This is a genomic window from Ancylobacter pratisalsi, from assembly GCF_010669125.1.
Classification (GTDB): Bacteria; Pseudomonadota; Alphaproteobacteria; order Rhizobiales; family Xanthobacteraceae; genus Ancylobacter; species Ancylobacter pratisalsi.
In genome coordinates this window covers 386193-404684 of sequence record NZ_CP048630.1, presented here as the reverse complement: position 1 = coordinate 404684, position 18492 = coordinate 386193, and the positions used below count along the sequence as shown (strand labels likewise).

At 67.3% G+C, this 18492-nt stretch carries 16 protein-coding genes; 8 read left to right on the top strand and 8 right to left on the bottom strand.

The window, feature by feature from the left end:
• Window positions 1-42: 42 nt before the first annotated feature.
• The 5 genes from dnaG (at window position 43) to mbfA (ending at window position 6456) form a co-directional block, all read left to right on the top strand.
• Complete coding sequence (gene dnaG, locus G3A50_RS01915; protein ID WP_163073598.1) at window positions 43-2004, top strand: DNA primase; 1962 nt, start codon at window positions 43-45, stop codon at window positions 2002-2004.
• Between the two features lie 179 nt (window positions 2005-2183).
• A complete protein-coding gene (gene rpoD / locus G3A50_RS01910) occupies window positions 2184-4187 on the top strand; it encodes an RNA polymerase sigma factor RpoD (protein ID WP_163073596.1) in 2004 nt (667 codons plus the stop codon).
• Window positions 4188-4230: 43 nt separating this feature from the next.
• Window positions 4231-4656, top strand: coding sequence for a hypothetical protein (locus G3A50_RS01905; protein ID WP_210255201.1), 426 nt, complete (start codon window positions 4231-4233; stop codon window positions 4654-4656).
• Between the two features lie 69 nt (window positions 4657-4725).
• Window positions 4726-5337, top strand: coding sequence for a LysE family translocator (locus tag G3A50_RS01900; protein WP_163073593.1), 612 nt, complete (start codon window positions 4726-4728; stop codon window positions 5335-5337).
• Window positions 5338-5478: 141 nt separating this feature from the next.
• On the top strand, window positions 5479-6456 hold the full coding sequence (gene mbfA, locus G3A50_RS01895; protein WP_163073591.1) for an iron exporter MbfA: 978 nt from the start codon (window positions 5479-5481) through the stop codon (window positions 6454-6456).
• Window positions 6457-6486: 30 nt separating this feature from the next.
• On the opposite strand, the gene G3A50_RS22775 is transcribed toward mbfA, so the two are convergent.
• The 3 genes from G3A50_RS22775 to G3A50_RS01885 all read right to left on the bottom strand — a co-directional run bounded on the left by G3A50_RS22775 (window position 6487) and on the right by G3A50_RS01885 (window position 8298).
• Window positions 6487-6618, bottom strand: coding sequence for a hypothetical protein (locus G3A50_RS22775; protein ID WP_281355834.1), 132 nt, complete (start codon window positions 6616-6618; stop codon window positions 6487-6489).
• Between the two features lie 94 nt (window positions 6619-6712).
• On the bottom strand, window positions 6713-6892 hold the full coding sequence (locus G3A50_RS01890; protein ID WP_163073589.1) for a DUF1328 family protein: 180 nt from the start codon (window positions 6890-6892) through the stop codon (window positions 6713-6715).
• 80 nt (window positions 6893-6972) lie between these two features.
• Entirely contained in the window at window positions 6973-8298 is a 1326-nt protein-coding gene (locus tag G3A50_RS01885; protein WP_163073587.1) for an MFS transporter, read from the bottom strand.
• An 18-nt stretch (window positions 8299-8316) separates the two neighbouring features.
• On the opposite strand from G3A50_RS01885, the gene G3A50_RS01880 reads away from it, so the two are divergent.
• Complete coding sequence (locus G3A50_RS01880; RefSeq protein ID WP_343037832.1) at window positions 8317-9297, top strand: aldose 1-epimerase family protein; 981 nt, start codon at window positions 8317-8319, stop codon at window positions 9295-9297.
• 34 nt (window positions 9298-9331) lie between these two features.
• Here G3A50_RS01880 and G3A50_RS01875 read toward each other — a convergent pair whose 3' ends face one another.
• The 4 genes from G3A50_RS01875 to otsB are packed head-to-tail and all read right to left on the bottom strand — an operon-like array spanning window position 9332 to window position 14322.
• A complete protein-coding gene (locus tag G3A50_RS01875) occupies window positions 9332-10348 on the bottom strand; it encodes a sensor domain-containing diguanylate cyclase (RefSeq protein WP_163073585.1) in 1017 nt (338 codons plus the stop codon).
• 28 nt (window positions 10349-10376) lie between these two features.
• Window positions 10377-11798, bottom strand: coding sequence for an alpha,alpha-trehalose-phosphate synthase (UDP-forming) (gene otsA, locus G3A50_RS01870; RefSeq protein ID WP_163077202.1), 1422 nt, complete (start codon window positions 11796-11798; stop codon window positions 10377-10379).
• Window positions 11783-13579 carry a glycoside hydrolase family 15 protein gene (locus G3A50_RS01865; protein ID WP_163073583.1) on the bottom strand — a complete coding sequence of 599 codons (1797 nt, stop codon included), beginning with the start codon at window positions 13577-13579 and terminating at the stop codon, window positions 11783-11785. Before G3A50_RS01865 ends, otsA begins: the two co-directional genes overlap by 16 nt.
• Entirely contained in the window at window positions 13576-14322 is a 747-nt protein-coding gene (gene otsB, locus G3A50_RS01860; RefSeq protein ID WP_246252031.1) for a trehalose-phosphatase, read from the bottom strand. Before otsB ends, G3A50_RS01865 begins: the two co-directional genes overlap by 4 nt.
• A gap of 403 nt (window positions 14323-14725) precedes the next feature.
• Between otsB and ettA the strand changes: the two genes are divergently transcribed.
• Window positions 14726-16381 (top strand): energy-dependent translational throttle protein EttA, encoded by a 1656-nt coding sequence (ettA, locus tag G3A50_RS01855; RefSeq protein WP_163073579.1) that lies wholly within the window; start codon window positions 14726-14728, stop codon window positions 16379-16381.
• A 187-nt stretch (window positions 16382-16568) separates the two neighbouring features.
• Complete coding sequence (gene tam / locus G3A50_RS01850; RefSeq protein WP_163073577.1) at window positions 16569-17345, top strand: trans-aconitate 2-methyltransferase; 777 nt, start codon at window positions 16569-16571, stop codon at window positions 17343-17345.
• A gap of 21 nt (window positions 17346-17366) precedes the next feature.
• Here tam and G3A50_RS01845 read toward each other — a convergent pair whose 3' ends face one another.
• Complete coding sequence (locus G3A50_RS01845; RefSeq protein ID WP_163073575.1) at window positions 17367-18446, bottom strand: patatin-like phospholipase family protein; 1080 nt, start codon at window positions 18444-18446, stop codon at window positions 17367-17369.
• Window positions 18447-18492 lie beyond the last annotated feature (46 nt).

Below are 18492 nucleotides of genomic sequence, written 5' to 3'. Positions count from 1 at the left end.
GCCTGCTGATTCGGCCCGGCCGACGAAAGAACCGCGTCCACCATGCGCTTCCCGCCCTCGTTCCTCGACGAGATACGCACTCGCCTCCCGGTGTCGGAGGTGGTGGGAAAGCGCGTGCAGCTGAAGAAGCAGGGGCGCGAATGGCGCGGCCTCTCGCCGTTCAATCCCGAGAAGTCGCCCTCCTTCTATGTGAACGACCAGAAGGGCTTCTATCACTGCTTCTCCTCCGGCAAGCATGGCGACCAGTTCGACTTCCTGATGGAGGTCGATGGCCTGCCGTTCCCGGAGGCGGTGGAGCGGCTCGCGGGCATGGCGGGCCTGCCGATGCCGGTGCAGTCGCGCGAGGAAGAGGTCCGCGAGAGCCGTCGCAAGACGCTTCACGAAGTGATGGACCTGGCGGCGAAATATTACGAGGCCGCCCTGCAGGGCCGGGCCGGCGCCAAGGGGCGCGGCTATCTGGCCGATCGCGGGCTCGGTCCGGCAACGCAGGCGCGTTTCCGCATCGGCTACGCGCTGCCCGAGCGCTTCGCCCTCAAGGAGGCTCTGGGCGCCCGCGGCGTGCCGGTGGAGGACATGGTCGAGGCCGGCCTTCTTGTCGCCGCCGACGATATTCCCGTGCCCTATGACCGCTTCCGCGACCGGGTGATGTTTCCCATCACCGATCTGCGCGGGCGCGTGGTCGCCTTCGGCGGGCGGGCGCTGGAAAAGGACGTCTCGGCCAAATATCTCAACTCGCCGGAGACCTCGCTCTTCCACAAGGGTTCGCTGCTCTATAACGGCTTCAACGCCCGCGCCGCCGCCCACAAGGGCGCGCCGGTGATCGCGGTGGAAGGCTATGTCGACGTCATCGCGCTGGTCGAGGCCGGCTTCGCCGGCGCGGTCGCCCCGCTCGGCACCGCACTGACCGAGGACCAGCTGGCCCTGCTGTGGAAGATGGCGCCCGAGCCGGTGCTGCTGTTCGACGGGGACAAGGCCGGCCGCCGCGCCGCCTATCGTGCGCTCGATCTCGCCTTGCCCCATCTCAAGCCCGGCATGAGCCTGACCTTCGGCACCCTGCCGGACGGGCAGGACCCGGACGATCTGGTGCGATCCGGCGGCCGCGAGGCGGTGGACGCGGTGCTCGCGAGCACCCAGCCGCTCGCCGACGTGCTCTGGATCCGCGAGGTCGAGAATGCCAGCATCGACACGCCCGAGCGCCGCGCCGCGCTGGAGGCGCGCATCGGCGACATTGTGCGGCTGATCGCCGATGAGACCGTGCGCAAGCATTACCGCAGCGAACTGATGGAGCGTTTCCGCCGCCTGTTCCAGCCGGCCGTGGTGCAGGGCGGGGGGCAGCGCCGCGACTTCACCGCCGGCGGCGCCCGCCCGCGCGGAACCTGGCGCGGCAACGGCCAGGGGTCGCGCGGCATGGGATCGCGCGGCATGGGGGAGGGGCGGGCCCCAACGGCGGTGGCCGGCGAGAGCATGCGGCTGTCGGGCCTGCTGCGCGGGGCGGCGGCGCAGATCCCGCGCAACGAGGCGCTGCTGCTGTTCGCGGCGATGAACCACCCCTGGCTGCTCGACCAGTTTTCCGAGGAACTCGCGCAGATGGCGTTTCTGAACAAGGAAATGGCCGACCTGCGCAATGCGCTGCTCGATGCCCATATCGATGGCGAGGCCGACGACGCCGCACAGATGGCCGCGCGGCTCGACGCGGCGGGGCTGGCGCCGCTGGCCGCACGGCTCGCCCAGGTCGCGGTGCCCCGTCACGACTGGCCCGCTTTTGCCGATGCCGGCCGCAGCGATGTCGAATTGTGGTGGAACCAGCGGCTGGTCTTGCACCGGCGCAGCCATGCCCTATCTAAGGACCTGAAGGAAGCCGAGAAACGCCTCGCGGAGGAGCCCTCCGAAATGAATTGGGCACGGTTTCTCGATGTACAAAGACAGCTCGCAGCACTTGACGGAACCGAAGCTTTGGTAGAGGGGTTCGGCGCTGCGTCGGGTCGACCGATGCGGTCGATGTAGAAAATCTCCGGGTCGCCCGCCCGCGCGCGTCGCAGCGCTGTGGAGCGGAAGGCCCTGTTTGCGTCGGCTTTCACCATGTCGGGTGAGGGGCGCGCGGAATTTTGCATACGGGGTGCCGGAATTCGGCGGCCTGTCGTCCGTCGAAGCGGGACGCCGCTCGGCGTTTGAGGAGCACACGCATGGCGAAGCAGGCAGCGGAAGCGACGGAAGCCCCCGAGAAGGATGGCGAAACCCCGGATAGCCCGTTGCTGGACCTTTCGGATGCCGCCGTCCGGAAGATGATCAAGCTCGCCAAGAAGCGCGGCTATGTCACCTATGACGAACTGAACGAAGTCCTCCCCTCGAACGAGGTCTCTTCCGACCAGATCGAAGACATCTATGCCATGCTCAACGAGATGGGCATCAATGTCGTCGAGGCCGAGGAGGCGGAAGCCGAGGGCGAGGCCGAGGGCGGTGCGGCCGCCGAGGCGGCCGACGACGAGGAAGAGAGCAGCGGCGAACTGACCGAGGCGTCTCCCCGCGCGGTGATTCGTTCCGAGACCAAGTCCGAGCCGGGCGAGCGCACCGACGACCCCGTGCGCATGTATCTGCGCGAGATGGGTTCGGTCGAGCTGCTGTCGCGCGAGGGCGAAATCGCCATCGCCAAGCGGATCGAGGCCGGCCGCGAGGCGATGATCGCCGGTCTGTGCGAGAGCCCGCTCACCTTCCAGGCCATCATCATCTGGCGCGACGAGCTGGTGGAGGGCAAGGTCCTCCTGCGCGACATCATCGATCTCGAAGCCACCTATGCCGGCCCCGAGGCGAAGAACAACCCGATTGTCGAGGGCGGCTCTCTGGCGCCCGAGGCCGCCGAGGAGCGCGAGCCCACCGTCGGCGAGACCATCGCCAATGACGACGACGACGACATGGAGAACTCCCTGTCGCTCGCCGCCATGGAAGCCGAGATCAAGCCGAAGGTTCTCGAAACCTTCGACCGCATCGCCGATGCCTACAAGAAGCTGCGCCGCCTGCAGGACCAGAACGTCGAGTCCAAGCTCAAGAACGAGAGCCTCTCGCCGTCCCAGGACCGCAAGTACAAGAAGCTGAAGGACGACCTCATCCTCGATGTGAAGTCGCTCTCGCTCAATCAGGCGCGCATCGACAACCTCGTCGAGCAGCTCTACGACATCAACAAGCGCCTCGTGTCGCTTGAAGGCCGCCTGATGCGCCTCGCCGAGAGCTTCGGCGTCTCGCGCGAGGACTTCCTGAAGCAGTATCAGGGCTCCGAGCTTGATCCCAAGTGGATCAACCGGGTGAAGAACCTGACCTCGCGCGGCTGGAAGGGCTTTGTCGGCCAGGAGCTGGACGGCATCCGCGACCTGCGCTCGCACATTCACACGCTGGCGACCGAGACGGGCCTGGAGATCCAGGAATTCCGCAAGATCGTGCAGATGGTGCAGAAGGGCGAGAAGGAAGCCCGCCAGGCCAAGAAGGAAATGGTGGAGGCCAATCTGCGCCTCGTCATCTCCATCGCCAAGAAGTACACCAACCGCGGCCTGCAGTTCCTGGATCTGATCCAGGAGGGCAACATCGGCCTGATGAAGGCGGTGGACAAGTTCGAGTACCGGCGCGGCTACAAGTTCTCGACCTATGCGACGTGGTGGATCCGTCAGGCCATCACCCGCTCGATCGCCGATCAGGCCCGCACCATCCGTATTCCGGTGCACATGATCGAGACGATCAACAAGATCGTGCGCACCTCGCGCCAGATGCTGCACGAGATCGGCCGCGAGCCGACCCCGGAAGAGCTGGCCGAAAAGCTCGGCATGCCGCTGGAGAAGGTCCGCAAGGTCCTGAAGATCGCCAAGGAGCCGATCTCGCTCGAAACCCCGATCGGCGACGAGGAAGATTCGCACCTCGGCGACTTCATCGAGGACAAGAACGCGATCCTGCCGATCGACGCCGCGATCCAGAGCAACCTGCGCGAGACCACCACGCGCGTTCTGGCCAGCCTCACCCCCCGCGAGGAGCGCGTGCTGCGCATGCGCTTCGGCATCGGCATGAACACCGATCACACGCTGGAAGAGGTCGGCCAGCAGTTCTCGGTGACCCGCGAGCGTATCCGCCAGATCGAGGCGAAGGCCCTGCGCAAGCTCAAGCACCCCTCGCGCAGCCGCAAGCTGAGGTCGTTCCTCGACAACTGAGCGGACGGGCGAGCGCGAGGGTTTACACCTGATGGCGCGCAGAATGACGAAGAGGGCGGCGGCCGACCAGCACACGAAGCCGGCGGCGCCGCCCTTGTCGTTCTGGGGCCGGGTCGGCGGGCCCTACACCACCCGCCAGGAATTCTTCCGCCGCCTCGGCGCGGCGGTCGCCATCTGGTTCGCCATCATGCTGTTCGGCCTCGGCATCGGCATGGCCGGCTATGCCGCCTTCGAAGGCATGGACCTTGTCGACGCCTATCTCAACGCGGCGATGATCCTCTCCGGCATGGGCCCGGTTTCCGAGCTGCACAGCGAAGCGGGGAAGCTGTTCTCCGGCTCCTACGCCATCTTCTCGGGTCTGGTCATCGTGCTGGCCACGGGCGTGGTGCTTTCCCCCATCGTTCACCACGTGTTGCATGTGTTCCACGCGGACATGGATGACGACGGCACCCCGGACGATCCCAATTGAGGGCGTTTCCGGGTGGCCCCCTCGGCGGCAACGGCGGATAATACCCCTTTCGCTGATGGGGTAGCCGCCATGTCGCCCGAGTTTCTCCTCGTCACCTTCATCGTGGTCGCTTCTCCCGGCACCGGTGCCATCTACACATTGTCGGCCGGGCTGGGGCAGGGCCCTCGCGCGGCCCTGCTGGCGGCCTTCGCCTGCACGCTCGGCATCGTTCCGCATCTCGCCGCCGCGATGCTCGGCCTTGCCGCGCTGCTGCACGCGAGCGCGCTCGCGTACGAGACGGTGAAATATGCGGGCGTCGCCTATCTGCTCTTCATGGCCTGGCAGAGCCTGCGGGCGAGGGGTGCCCTCAACGTGGACGGCGAGCGCCGGGTACGTCGGCCGCTGAAGGTGATTGCCGACGGCATTCTGCTCAATCTGCTCAATCCAAAGCTGTCCATTTTCTTCGTGTCTTTCCTCCCGCAGTTCATTGCCGCGGGCGAGGCCCGTCCGCTGCTGCGGATGCTGGAACTGTCCAGCGTCTTCATGGGCCTGACCTTCGTGGTCTTCGCGTTCTACGGGCTCTTCGCCGCCGCCGTGCGCGAGCGCATCGTCAATCGTCCGGCGATCATGGCATGGCTCCGCCGCAGCTTTGCCGCCGCCTTCGTCGCGCTTGGGGTGAAGCTCGCCCTGACAGAACGGTAACGGCCACCGGCACGCTGCGCGTGTGACCCGCCGGCCGTTGCGCCGCCGAACTTCCGCGGATGCGGCGTGGAAACGGATTGTCAGGCTCGCCGCGTTGCGACATAGTCCCACCTTATTAGAATAATTCTAATCAGGTGGCCCATGTTCTCGTCCTTCGCCAATCGTCGCCGCTTTTCCGATCTGTCGGAGGCGGAGGTGCTCGCGCTTGCGATCTCCTCGGAGGAGGATGACGGGCGCATCTACGCCACATATGCCGAGAAGCTGCGCCACGATTTTCCCGATACCGCCGCCACGTTCGACGCCATGGCGGGGGAGGAGGACGGCCACCGCTCGCGGCTGATCGATCTGTTCCAGCAGCGCTTCGGCAAGGTAATCCCGCTCATCCGCCGCGAGCATGTGGCGGGCTACTATTCGCGCCGTCCGGTCTGGCTGGTGGAGAATCTCGGCATCGAGCGCATCCGCGAGGAAGCGGCGCGGATGGAGGATGATGCGGCGGGCTTCTACACCCGCGCCGCGCAGTCCAGCACCGATCCGGCCACGCGCAAGCTCCTCGGCGACCTCGCCATGGAAGAGCGCAAGCATTACGACATGGCCGAGCACATGGAGATGGCTCACAAGGTCACCGACGCCCGCGAGGAGGAGAACGACCGCGCCCGGCGCCAGTTCGTGCTCACCTGGGTGCAGCCGGGCCTCGCCGGGTTGATGGACGGTTCGGTGTCGACGCTGGCCCCCATCTTCGCCACCGCCTTCGCCACCCAGAATTCATGGACCACGCTTCAGGTCGGCCTTGCGGCGGCGCTGGGCGCGGGCATCTCGATGGGCTTCACCGAGGCCGCCCATGATGACGGCGTCATCTCCGGGCGCGGCTCGCCGATCAAGCGAGGCATCGCCTCGGGCGTCATGACCGCGCTCGGCGGTCTCGGCCACGCGCTGCCCTATCTGATCCCCGATTTCTGGACGGCGACAGCGATCGCGGTCGTCATCGTCTTCATCGAGTTGTGGGCGATCACCTGGATCCAGAACCGCTACATGGAAACCCCGTTCCTGCGCGCGGCGGTGCAGGTGGTGGTCGGCGGCCTCTTGGTGCTGGCCACCGGCATTCTCATCGGCGGCAGCTAGCGCCGCCGAACCCTCAGCCCCGTGCGGGGCTCATTCGCCCGGCAGCGGGTGATTCTGCTTGCGCACGGTACGGGTCAGCATGTCGACATAGACCAGCGTGCCGGCAAGGGCGCCGAAGGCGACCAGAACGAAGACGATGAACAGCGCGGTTTCGGTAGGCATGGCGTTCTCCTCCTGATGAGGAAGGCCTAGCCCACGCGCCGCGCCCGCGCCTTGCGCTACGTCAAGGCCGGAGGCGGTGCTTCCTCCCCCCGCCTCAGGGCGTGGTCATCGCCTGGTCCACCAGCATGGCCAGCCCCACCAGCGCCAGGAAGCCGAGGAAGAACAGGCCGAACAGGATCAACGAGATCCGCCGTGCGAACGCCGACACATTGGTGAAGCCGATGCCCCCGGCGACAAGCGAGATAACCAGAAAGATCACGGCGTATTTGAACATGGCGAACCCCCGCTGATGGCCGTCAACGGGCGAGGGCGCCCGCGGGTTCCACCCTCGCACGATACCGCTGGCCCGCGCCCTCAGCCGCCGTCGGAGCGCCCGTCCTGCGCCTCGGGAAAGCTGTCGCCGGGGGCGGAGCGGGTGGCCGGGCGCGGCCGGGGCGCGGGGGAGGGGTCATCCATGCCGGCGGTCGGGTCCGGCGGCATCTCGGGCGTGGGCACCGTGCCGGTGGGCGTGGAGGCGATGGTGTCGTTGGTGAAGCGTTCCGCCGCCGGCCGCCAGCTGAGCCGCCACACCACGAACAGCAGCAGCAGCGTGTGCCCGGCGGCGGTGAAGTAGAACAGCGCGCCGGGCCCGTAATGGGACATCGCGAAGGAGGCGACGGAAGGGCCCACCACCGAGCCGATGCCATAGGTCAGCAAGAGGCCGGCCGCGGTTTCCACCGATTCGGAGGCTGACGTGCGATCATAGGCATGGGCCGCGGCCAGCGAGTAGGCCGGCAGCGACAGCGCGCCGAAGATCAGGCCGAGCACGCTGAGGCCGGGCAAGGTGAAATGCATGGCGCCGAGCGTCAGCCCGGCAAGCATGGCGCCCACCATCAGCGCGGCGAGGATGCGCCGGCGATCCATCCGGTCGGACAGGTACCCGATCGGCCATTGCGCGAGCGCGCCGGCGACCACGACCGCGCTCATGAAGGTGGCGGCGCCATCGGCGGTCAGCCCGCGCCCGATGGCGAAGATCGGTCCCAGCGACCACAGCGAGCCGTTGGTCAGCCCGATGATGAAACACCCCACCAGCGCGACGGGGGCGGCGCGGAACAGGCGGAAGATCCGGATCCGCGCGGTCTCGATCGGCGCGGGCTGGGTGCTCGTGGTCATCACCACCGGCAGCGTCGCCAGCGCGAACAGGATGGTGGCGATGGCGAAAAGCTGGAAGCCGCTGATCGGAAACAGCGTGATCATCATCTGGCCGGCGGTCAGGGCCGCGTAGTCGACCATGACGTAGGAGCCCATCACGAAGCCGCGCGTCTGGTTGGTGGCGCGGTCGTTCAGCCAGCTTTCGATCACCAGATACAGGCCGGCGAAGCAGAAGCCGGTGATGGCGCGCAGGCCGAACCAGACATAGGGGTCGACCAGCAGCGGGTGCGCCAGCATCGTCGCCACCGCGCCCGAGGTCAGGGCGGCGAAGGCGCGGATATGGCCCGAGCGCCGCACCAGATGCGGCACCAGCAGGCAGCCAAGCACGAAGCCCAGATAGTAGCTCGACCCCAATATGCCGAGGTTGATGGCGCTGAAGCCTTCGAACGCCCCCCTCAGCGGCAGCAGCGTGTTCTGCAGGCCGCTTCCGGTGACGAGGAAGAAAACACCGAGCAGGAGCGCGGCGACAGGGCCGAGAGTCTGGGCCATGATGGAACCGCGCAGGGCGTGAATCGGCAGGATGAATGGGTTCGTGCGGATGCTCGCACCCGCGACCTGCAGGTAGACCTGAAAGTCGACGATGTCGAGACGGGGATGAGTATGAGTGACGGGTCAGTCGAACTGAAATCGAGCAAACTCAGCGCGCGGATCGCGCCGCTTGGGGCGGAACTGGTCAAGCTCGCCGACGAGCAGGGCCGCGACCTGCTGTGGAACGGCGATCCCGCGTTCTGGACCGGGCACGCGCCGCTGCTGTTTCCCATCGTCGGGCGCCTGCCGGGCGATCAGCTCGTCCATGAGGGCGTGGCCTATCCGATGGCGCAACACGGCTTTGCCCGCCGGCGCACCTTCGAGCCGGTCGAGGCGACGTCCGCCTCGGCGCGCTTCGTGCTGGTCTCGGACGAGGAGACGCGCCGGCAATACCCGTTCGAGTTCGCCCTTAGCGTCACCTACACGCTCGATGAGGCGACGCTCACCATCAAGGCCGAGGTCTCGAATCCCGGCACCGAGCCGCTTCCGGCGAGCTTCGGCTTCCATCCCGCCTTTCTCTGGCCGCTGCCCTATGGCGGCATCCGGGCCGAGCATCACCTCATTTTCGAGAAGGCCGAAGCCGAGCCGATCCACCGCCCGGTCGGGGGGCTGCTCTCCGCCGCCACCGAGCCCAATCCGGCGGTCGATGCGGTGATGGCGCTGGACGATGCGATGTTCGAGCGCGACGCGCTGATCTTCCTCGACGTGCGCTCGCACCATGTGCGCTATGGCGTGCCGGGCGAGCCGGGGCTTGAGATCGCCTTTCCCGGCATGGCGGAACTGGGCGTCTGGTCGAAGCCGGGCGCGCCGTTCCTGTGCATCGAGCCATGGTCGGGCTACGCCACGCCCGAGAACGGCCCGGTTGAGTTCATGGACAAGCCGGGGCTGAGCCTGATCCCGCCGGGCGGTTCCAAGAGCTTCGCCATGGCGGTGCGCTGGCTGTCCGATTCGGGGCGCTAGGTGCGTGGGGCCCGGCGCGGGGCCCCCGTCGCCTTCACGCCTCCGGCGGGCCGTAGCTGACCACGCGGTCGCGGCCGCCGCGCTTGGCGGCATAGAGCGCGGAATCGGCCTGCTCGATCAGCAGATTGGTGTCGAGATCGTGCGCGTAATGCGTGGCGATCCCGACGCTGAGGGTCACTTGGCCGTTGATCGGGTGCTCGATCGCCGCCGTGCCCACGCAGAGGCAGAGGCGGTCGGCCACGAGGCGGGCCCCGGCCGCGTCGCTGCCGACGAGAATGGCGGCGAACTCGTCGCCGCCATAGCGCGCCATGGTGTCGTCGCGCCGGAAGCTGGCCTTGCCCAGCGCCACGCCGATGTCGCGCAGCGCCTTGTCGCCGGCGCCGTGGCCGGCGCCGTCGTTCAGCGCCTTGAAGTGGTCGATGTCGACGACCATCACCGATAGCGCCTCGCCGGTGCGCCTGCAGCGCAGTTCGGCGCGGACCAGCTCTTCGTCGAAGGCGCGCCGGTTGGAGAGGCCGGTCAGCCCGTCGACCCGGCTCAGCTGGTTCAGCTCGCGGTTGAGACGGCGAAGCTCCAGCTCGTCGACCGCGATCGCCGCGAGCGCCTCCAGCGGCTCGATGTCGAAGCCGGGTTCGATCCCCTCCTGGTGGCGCATGATGCACAGCGTGCCGATGACAAGATCCGGCTCCACGCGCAGCGGCACGCCGGCATAAAAGCGCAGCGTCATCTGCGGTATCGTCGGATGCCCCTCGAAGCGCTCGTCGGTTCGCAGGTCGCCCACGACCAACGGTTCGCCGGTCGCGACCATGACCTGGCAGATGGACTTCTGCCGCCCGATCGAGGTGCCCACTGCGGAGGATGTGACCGACTTTATCCATTGGTGTTCCGCGCTCATGAAGCTCACGAACGCGACATCGGCGGCATAGATGCGTTTCGCCAGCCAGGCGAGCCGATCGAACCCCTTTTCGCGTGGGGTATCCATAATGTCGAACGCCGCGAGCGCCTCCAGACGCGCCGCCTCATTGGCTGGACTTTCCGGCACCTGCCACATTCTCGTCTTCCCCCGGATGCGTTTTTTCTCAGGCCCGGCTTGCCTGGTACTGCGGCGGCAGCGGGTCCGGAGCGGTTTCATTGGCGGTTGCCAGTTCGCTGATGAAGTGTTCGCACCAATGGTGGATGGTGTTGCTCTCCACCTTGTCCATATTGGCGCGCCAGCGCTCCCGCCGCTCCTCCAGCGGCATCAGCAGCGCGGTGTGCAGGGCCTCGGCCATGCCCTCCACATCGTAGGGGTTTATGATCAGCGCGCCGCTCATCTCGTCGACGGCGCCGGCGAAGCGCGAGAGCACGAGAACCCCGGGATCCTTGGGGTCCTGCGCCGCCACATACTCTTTTGCCACCAGGTTCATGCCGTCGCGCAGCGGCGTCACCAGCCCGATCCGGGCGGTGCGGTAGATCGCGGCCAGAGTCGCGCGCTGGAACGGGCGGTTCAGGTAGCGCAGCGGCACCCAGTCGAATTCGGCGTACTCGCCGTTGATGCTGCCGGCGAGTTCCTCCAGCTCCCGGCGCAGCGAGCGATACTCCGCCACCTCGCCCCGGCTCACCGGCGCGATCTGCATCATCGTCACCGTGGAGCGGTGTTCCGGCCAGCTTTTCAGCAGCTCGCCAAAGGCGGCGAATTTGTTCGGCAGCCCCTTGGAATAGTCCAGCCGGTCGACGCCCACCGCCAGCGCGCGACCCGCGAGGCTGGCATGCAGGCGCTTCATCTCCTCGCTGCCGACGGCTGCGCGCGCATCCTCCACGAATGCCTCGGCGTCGATGCCTATGGGGTAGGCGGCGACGCGGAACCGGCGCGGGCCCAGCGTGACGAAACCGCCCGGCGCCAGCCAGCCGCGCACCTCGGACGAGATGTAGGTGAGCAGCGCGCGCACGTCGCTCTCGGTCTGCAACCCGACGAGGTCGTATTGCGACAGGTCCTGCACCAGCGCGGCATGGGAGGGCAGGGACAGGTACACCGCCGGCGTCGGCCAGGGGATGTGGTGGAAATAGCCGATCCGCCCCTCAAACCCGAGCTTGCGCAGCTCGCTGGCGAGCGGGATCAGGTGATAGTCGTGGACCCAGATGATGTCGTCCGGCTTCAGCATGGGCAGCAGCGCGCGGGCGAAATGCTCGTTGACGCGCCGATAGCCTTCCCAGTCGGCACGGCGGAACGACACCAGCCCCAGCCGGTAATGGCAGAGCGGCCAGAGCGTGCCGTTGGCGTAGCCGGCATAGTGCGCGCGCTGGTCCTCGGGGTCGAGGGTCAGCAGGCCGTAAGTGATGCGGCCTGAGCGGAACACCTTGGGCTCGGCGGAGGCGCCGACCTCGGTTTCCCCGCTCCAGCCGAACCAAAGCCCGCCGCGCTTGCCCAGTGCCTCGCGCAGCGCGACGGCGAGCCCGCCGGCTTTCGCGGCGCGCTCCTTTGGTGAGGTCACCCGGTTTGAGACGATTACGAGCCGCGCCAGAACGCTTCCTCCCAGGTCTTCGAAAGCCTCATCGCCGTGTCGATCAGTCCGACCATGGAATAGGTCTGGGGAATGTTGCCCCACAGATCCAGCGTCTGGTTGTCGATATCTTCCGAAAGAAGACCGGCCTCGTTGCGGCGGGCGAGCAGGCTCGTGAACATCTCGCGCGCCTCCTCGCGCCGGCCGATCAGGTCGAGCGCGCAGGCGTACCAGAACGAGCAGATGGTGAAGGAGCTTTCCGGCAGGCCGAAATCGTCCTCATTGGCATAGCGCATCAGGTAGCCGTTGCGCTTGAGGTCGCGGCCGATGCACTCCACCGTCGCGATGTAGCGCGGATCGTCCGGCCGCACGAACCCCAGTTCGGCCAGCAGCAGCAGCGAGGCGTCGAGCTGGCCGTCGACATCGGCGTCCACGAAGCTGCCCTTCTCCTCGCTCCAGGCGAAGGCAAGCACACGCTGGCGAATATCGTTCGCGTGATCGGCCCAGAAGGTCACCCGGTCCGGCAGGTCGAGCACCCGCGCGATGCGCGCCAGCCGGTCGCAGGCGGCCCAGCCCATCACGGCGGAGAAGGTATGCACCCGCCGCCTGCCGCGCAGTTCCCACAGGCCGGCATCCGGCTCGAAGGCGAACTCCGCCGCGCGGGCGCCCACGCCCTCCAGCAGGTTGAACAGCGCCTTGTCGCCGCGCTTGGGCAGCCGCTCGTCGAAGAACATCTGCGCCGCCGCCAGCACGACATGGCCGTAGCCGTCATTCTGCACCTGCTCGGCGGCCTGGTTGCCGACCCGCACCGGACCCATGCCGCGGAAGCCGGGCAGGGCGGGGGCGAAGCGCTCTTCCAGATGCGTGCCGGGCACGATCGAATAGACCGGCGACAGCCGCCCGGAGGGTTCGGAGGCGATGATGGTGGTGAGGTAGCGGATATAGTCCTCCATCGTCCGCGTCGCGCCAAGCTGGTTGAGCGCGCGGACGGTGAAGTATGAATCGCGCAGCCAGGAATGGCGGTAATCCCAGTTGCGTACCGTGTTCGGTGCTTCCGGGATCGAGGTGGTGAGCGCGGCAACGATGCCGCCGGTTTCCTCGAAGGCGCAGAGCTTCAGCGAGATTGCGGCGCGGATCACCGCGTCCTGCCATTCGAAAGGCACCGAGAGATAGCGCACCCACTCCGACCAATAGTCCTGGGTGCGGCTCTCGAAGCTGTGCGTGGTGTCGGCGACGCTGGAGGCGAAGGGCTCGTCCGGCCCCAGCACGAAGGTCGCGGCCTGGCTGAGCACGAAGGGGCGCTCTTCCATCACATAGACGATCGGAAGGTCGGTGGTGGCGCGCAGGGTGAAGTCCTCGCCCGAGAAGCGCATGTGGTTGGAGCCGCGCACCGGCTTCGGCCGCTGCTCGCCCCAGTTGAAATGCGGGCGCAGGCGAATGGTGACGCGACAGGTGCCGGAGATCGGCTCCAGCCGCCGCACCAGCATGGCCGGGCGGTACATGCGGTCATAGAGCTTGAAGCGCGGCGCGTAGTCGACAATGCGCAGCTTGGCCCCGTCGGCGTTTTCCAGAACCGTCTCGATGATCGCCGTGTTGTGGCGGTAGGTGCGCGTGGCCGCGACCTGCCCGTCGAGCAGCACGTCGAAGAAGCCCGCCTCGGGCTCCTCGCCGCCGAGCAGGGCGGAGAAGATCGGGTCGCCGTCGATCCGCGGCCAGCAGCACCAGTTGATGCGTCCGTTCTTGTCGATCAGCGCTGCGATGGTCCCGTTGCCGATGGCGGCGAGGTTGAGGTTCTGACTCACGAGGGCATACGCTCCAGAGCTTGAGGAAAACGGCCGAGCCATGCGCGCACGTCTTCGGGCGTGGCGAGGCGGAAATCGGCCTGCGAGGTCGGGCGAGGCCCGACGGCGACGGCGAGCCCGCCCGCGGCACGGGCGGCGCGGAAGCCATCCTCGTCGGTGATGTCGTCACCGAGAAAGATCGGGGTGCGCCCGGAGAACAGCGTGCTGGCCATCAGCGTGTCGACCGCCGTGCCCTTGTTGAAGCCGCGCTGGCGCACCTCCAGCACGCAGCGTCCCCTGAGGAATTCGACCGACGGGTCCATCCGCGTGCCGAGTTCCTCGACCCTGGCCATGATCGCGTCGCCATGCTCGGGCACGGCCCGGAAATGCACCGCGAGCGAGAGCGGCTTGCGCTCGACATAGACACCCGGCCAGAGGGCCAGTTCGCGGACCAGCGTCTGTTCCAGCGGCTTGCGCCATGCGGGAACGGGAATCGGCACGGAGGGCGCGTCCGGCGCGAGGCGGATCTCGCCACCATGCTGGCCGGCGGCGGCCAGACGCGCCGGGGCCAGGCGATGGTCCATCCAGTCGATGCTGCGGCCGGAGACCAGCGCCACCGCCCCGTCAAGCGAGGTCTGAAGGCCGGTGAGAAGCTCGGGAAGATGCGCGGGAACGCGGATGCCTTCGGGATGATCGGCGTGTTCGATCAATGTGCCGTCAATATCGAGAAAGAGGGCCCAATCGGCCCGGGGGAGAGGTTGCATGCCGTGTCCTGGTGCCGTCCTAGCTCTCGCCATTTAAAGACTTAAAGGGTTCTGCCGAAGTTGTGAGGTATCGGGGTAAGATTTTCGTGTCAGTCATTGATAATGCGGGGCTGGGCGAACCGTTCCGTTACCATCGACGGTTTCCTGGTGTGGCCTCCGCCGCGCGCCGGCGCCTTTCCGTGGGGCTGGCAGGGGCCAGGGGGGCGCGCGCCCGGCTCGGCCGGCCACGCGGCGGCCTTGTTGTTGCGCTCCGGTCTTGCCGCTGCCCGGCCTGCGGTTTACATAGCGCGCGACCTCTCATCGGTATCACGGCCTCGACGTGACGGCCCGGCGTTGCGGCCACCCTCTGGCGGCCCGATCGGCGGCTCGTCCTCGGCATCGCTCGAACGCTTAGGATTTGGAAATGGCTTCCTATCAGTACGTCTACCACATGCACGGGATGACCAAGGCCTATCCCGGCGGCAAGAAGGTGCTCGACAACGTGCACCTGTCTTTCTACCCCTCGGCCAAGATCGGTATTCTCGGCCCCAACGGCTCGGGCAAATCGACGCTGCTGAAGATCATGGCCGGCCTCGATACCGATTTCTCCGGCGAGGCCTGGGTCGCGGAAGGCGCGCGGGTCGGCTACCTGCCGCAGGAGCCCCAGCTCGATCCCGCCCTGTCGGTGCGTGAGAACGTGATGCTCGGCGTCGCCAGGCAGAAGGCGATCCTCGACCGCTACAACGAACTCGCCATGAACTACTCGGACGAGACCGCGGACGAGATGACCGCGCTCCAGGACGAGATCGAAGGTCAGGGCCTGTGGGACCTCGACAGCAAGATCGACCAGGCGATGGACGCGCTGGGCTGCCCGGAAGAGGGTTCGGACGTGTCCCGGCTGTCGGGCGGTGAGCGCCGCCGGGTCGCGCTGTGCCAGCTGCTGCTCTCGCAGCCCGAGCTGCTGCTGCTCGACGAACCGACCAACCATCTCGACGCCGAGACCACCAACTGGCTGGAAGGCCATCTGCGCACCTATCCGGGCGCGATCCTGATCGTCACCCATGACCGCTACTTCCTCGACAATGTGACGGGCTGGATCCTCGAACTCGATCGCGGCCGCGGCATCCCCTATGAGGGCAACTACTCCTCCTGGCTCACCCAGAAGACCAAGCGGATGCAGCAGGAGAACCGCGAGGACGAGGCCCGCCAGCGCGCGCTCGCATCCGAGCAGGAATGGATGGCCGCGTCCCCCAAGGCCCGCCAGGCCAAGAACAAGGCCCGTATCCAGCGCTATGACGAGCTGGTGAAGAAGGCGTCCGAGAAGGCTCCGACCACCGCGCAGATCGTCATCCCGGTGTCCGAGCGCCTCGGCAACAATGTCATCGAGTTCAACGGCCTCACCAAGTCGTTCGGCGACCGGCTGCTGATCGACAACCTGTCCTTCAAGCTGCCGCCGGGCGGCATTGTCGGCGTCATCGGCCCCAACGGCGCCGGCAAGACCACGCTGTTCCGCATGATCACCGGGCTGGAGAAGCCCGATGCCGGCACCATCACCATCGGTGACAGCGTGCAGCTCGGCTATGTCGACCAGAACCGCGACGCGCTGGACGACAAGAAGACCGTCTGGGAGGAAATCTCCGGCGGCCACGAGGTGCTGTATCTGGGCAAGCGCGAAATCAACTCGCGCGCCTATTGCGGCGCCTTCAACTTCAAGGGCGGCGACCAGCAGAAGAAGGTCGGCATGCTTTCGGGCGGTGAACGCAACCGCGTCCACCTCGCGCGCATCCTCCAGCAGGGCGCCAACGTGCTGCTGCTCGACGAACCGACCAACGACCTCGACGTCGAGACCCTGCGCGCGCTGGAAGAAGCACTGGAAGACTTCGCCGGCTGTGCGGTCATCATCTCGCATGACCGCTTCTTCCTCGACCGCATCGCGACCCACATCCTCGCCTATGAGGACGACAGCCATGTCGAGTGGTTCGAGGGCAACTTCCACGACTACGAGGAAGACAAGAAGCGTCGCCTCGGCGTGGAAAGCATCATCCCCCATCGCATGAAGCACAAGAAGCTCATCCGCTGAGGCCAGGCGCGCGCTGAGCGCAGGCGCGATCAGGTGCCTCGCATCGTGATATTCAGATCGGCGCGGAGCTTCTCTGCGCCGATTCTGTTTCAGGCCCCCGCTGTCTGATCTCCGCTCGCCGACCGCTCGCGGCGCCTCCCGCTTTTGGCGCCATCCTCGCCATCTGCGCCACGAGGACATCTTCCGCATGCGCACCGCCACCGAAGACTGGAACCCCGCCCTCTACCTGACCTTCGAGGATGAGCGCACCCGGCCGCCGCGTGATCTGCTGGCGCAAATTCCGCTGGCGCGGGCGCGCCGGGTGGTCGATGTCGGCTGCGGGCCGGGAAACTCCACCGAGCTGCTCGCGCGGCGCTGGCCGGACGCGGAAGTCATCGGCATCGATTCCTCGCCCGCCATGGTGAAGCAGGCGGGCGAGCGCCTGCCTACCGCCCGCTTCGAGGTGGCGGATGTGGCGACCTGGCAGCCGCCGGCCGGGACCGATCTCATCTTCGGCAATGCCGTGTTCCAGTGGGTGCCGGACCATCCGGCCGTGCTGGCCCGCCTGCTCGGGGCGCTGCCGGAGGGCGGGGTTCTGGCGGTGCAGATGCCCGACAATGTCGAGGAGCCCTCGCACCGGCTCATGGCCGAGACCGCCGTCGCTGGCCCGTGGGCGGAAAAGCTCGCCGGCGCGGCGCGCGACGTGCTGCCTTCGGTTGGTGCCTATTACGACCTGCTCAGGCCCCATGCCCGTCACGTCGACATCTGGCACTGCGACTACAATCATCCCCTCGCCGGGGCGCCGGCCATCGCCGACTGGTTCGCCTCGACGGCGCTGCGGCCCTATCTCGCACCGCTGGACGAATCCGAGCGCGCGGCCTTCCTCGCCGACTACACCGCCCGCATCGCGCAGGCCTATCCCCCGCGCGTGGACGGCAAGGTTCTGCTGCGCTTCCCGCGTCTGTTCATCGTGGCGGTGCGCTAGGGGCCTGTTCCCGCCCCTCGCTCAGTTCCAGAACGCCTTCATCTCGGCGGCATCGGCGTGCCCGCGTTCCTCGCCATTGGCGATGCAGGGCGCGATCCACTTCGGGTCCATGATGCTGTCGACATGGGTGACGCCGGGCAGCAGCCCGACCACCTTCAGCACCACGTCGGTTCCCCCAGCCTTGAGGTCGGCCACCTCCTGCTGGAGCGTGTTGGGAAGGCTGGAGGTGCGCAGCCCGACCTTCGCGGCGCCCGCGCTGCCATCGGTCAGCGAGATCACCAGTGCCTTCTTCACGCCGGCCACCACGTCGCAATGGGTGCTGGTCTGGCAGATGCCGCCATCCATGCACAGGCGGTTGCCGAGCCATGTCGGCCCCATCGAGCCCGGCAGCGAGGAACTCGCCGCGCAGGCATGGTTCACCTCGATCCCCGACAGCGGGGAGACGATGAGACGCTCGCCGGTGTAGCAGTCATTCGCCGTGGTGTAGAGCGCGGGCGAGGGCCATGCCGTCTCGCCGATCAGCCGCTCCACCGCGGTGGGGTAGCTGTCCGGTCCGGCGGCATTGCGTGCCGCCATCGCCGCGCGCCCGATACCCTGGATCGTGGCCGGGTCGGCCTCCACGGCGGTGGTGGCGAGGTGCCGCGCCCGCAGCTGGCTTTCATTGGGTGCCATGGTGGGGATGAGTTTGGCGAAGAGCGAGGGGAACTCGCCGAAGAAGCTCAGCTCGCTGCCGAACCGCCACATATGCCCGCCCGTGAGCGCGGCGCCGAGGAACGAGCCGGCCGAGGTTCCCACCACGATGTCGGCGGTGGCGAGATCGACGCCCGCCTTATGCAGCGACTTGAAATAGCCGACCATCCATGAGGCGAGATAGGCCCCGCCGCCCCCGAGCACGAGGCCCCGTTCCTTGCCGGTGCCGAGCGGGGGCGTATAGGGAATGGGGTGGGCGAGCCCGTCATCCCACGCCCCGGCACCTGCCTGCGTCCCGCTGGCCGGTGCCGGCGTGTCGCCTGCCGCGCCGGACTGGGCCAGGGCCGCCGCTGTCGGATGAAGTAGCGCACCGGCAGCGCTGGCGATCAGAAAATCCCGACGCTTGAACATGACAGATGAGGCTCCCCCTGCCGTAGACGTCACTTCAATCGAACCG

Coding starts and splice junctions, on each gene's coding strand:
- dnaG (WP_163073598.1), top strand. CDS start 43: ATGCGCTTCCCGCCCTCGTTCCTCGACGAGATACGCACTCGCCTCCCG.
- rpoD (WP_163073596.1), top strand. CDS start 2,184: ATGGCGAAGCAGGCAGCGGAAGCGACGGAAGCCCCCGAGAAGGATGGC.
- G3A50_RS01905 (WP_210255201.1), top strand. CDS start 4,231: ATGACGAAGAGGGCGGCGGCCGACCAGCACACGAAGCCGGCGGCGCCG.
- G3A50_RS01900 (WP_163073593.1), top strand. CDS start 4,726: ATGTCGCCCGAGTTTCTCCTCGTCACCTTCATCGTGGTCGCTTCTCCC.
- mbfA (WP_163073591.1), top strand. CDS start 5,479: ATGTTCTCGTCCTTCGCCAATCGTCGCCGCTTTTCCGATCTGTCGGAG.
- G3A50_RS22775 (WP_281355834.1), bottom strand. CDS start 6,618: ATGCCTACCGAAACCGCGCTGTTCATCGTCTTCGTTCTGGTCGCCTTC.
- G3A50_RS01890 (WP_163073589.1), bottom strand. CDS start 6,892: ATGTTCAAATACGCCGTGATCTTTCTGGTTATCTCGCTTGTCGCCGGG.
- G3A50_RS01885 (WP_163073587.1), bottom strand. CDS start 8,298: ATGGCCCAGACTCTCGGCCCTGTCGCCGCGCTCCTGCTCGGTGTTTTC.
- G3A50_RS01875 (WP_163073585.1), bottom strand. CDS start 10,348: ATGTGGCAGGTGCCGGAAAGTCCAGCCAATGAGGCGGCGCGTCTGGAG.
- otsB (WP_246252031.1), bottom strand. CDS start 14,322: ATGCAACCTCTCCCCCGGGCCGATTGGGCCCTCTTTCTCGATATTGAC.
- ettA (WP_163073579.1), top strand. CDS start 14,726: ATGGCTTCCTATCAGTACGTCTACCACATGCACGGGATGACCAAGGCC.
- tam (WP_163073577.1), top strand. CDS start 16,569: ATGCGCACCGCCACCGAAGACTGGAACCCCGCCCTCTACCTGACCTTC.
- G3A50_RS01845 (WP_163073575.1), bottom strand. CDS start 18,446: ATGTTCAAGCGTCGGGATTTTCTGATCGCCAGCGCTGCCGGTGCGCTA.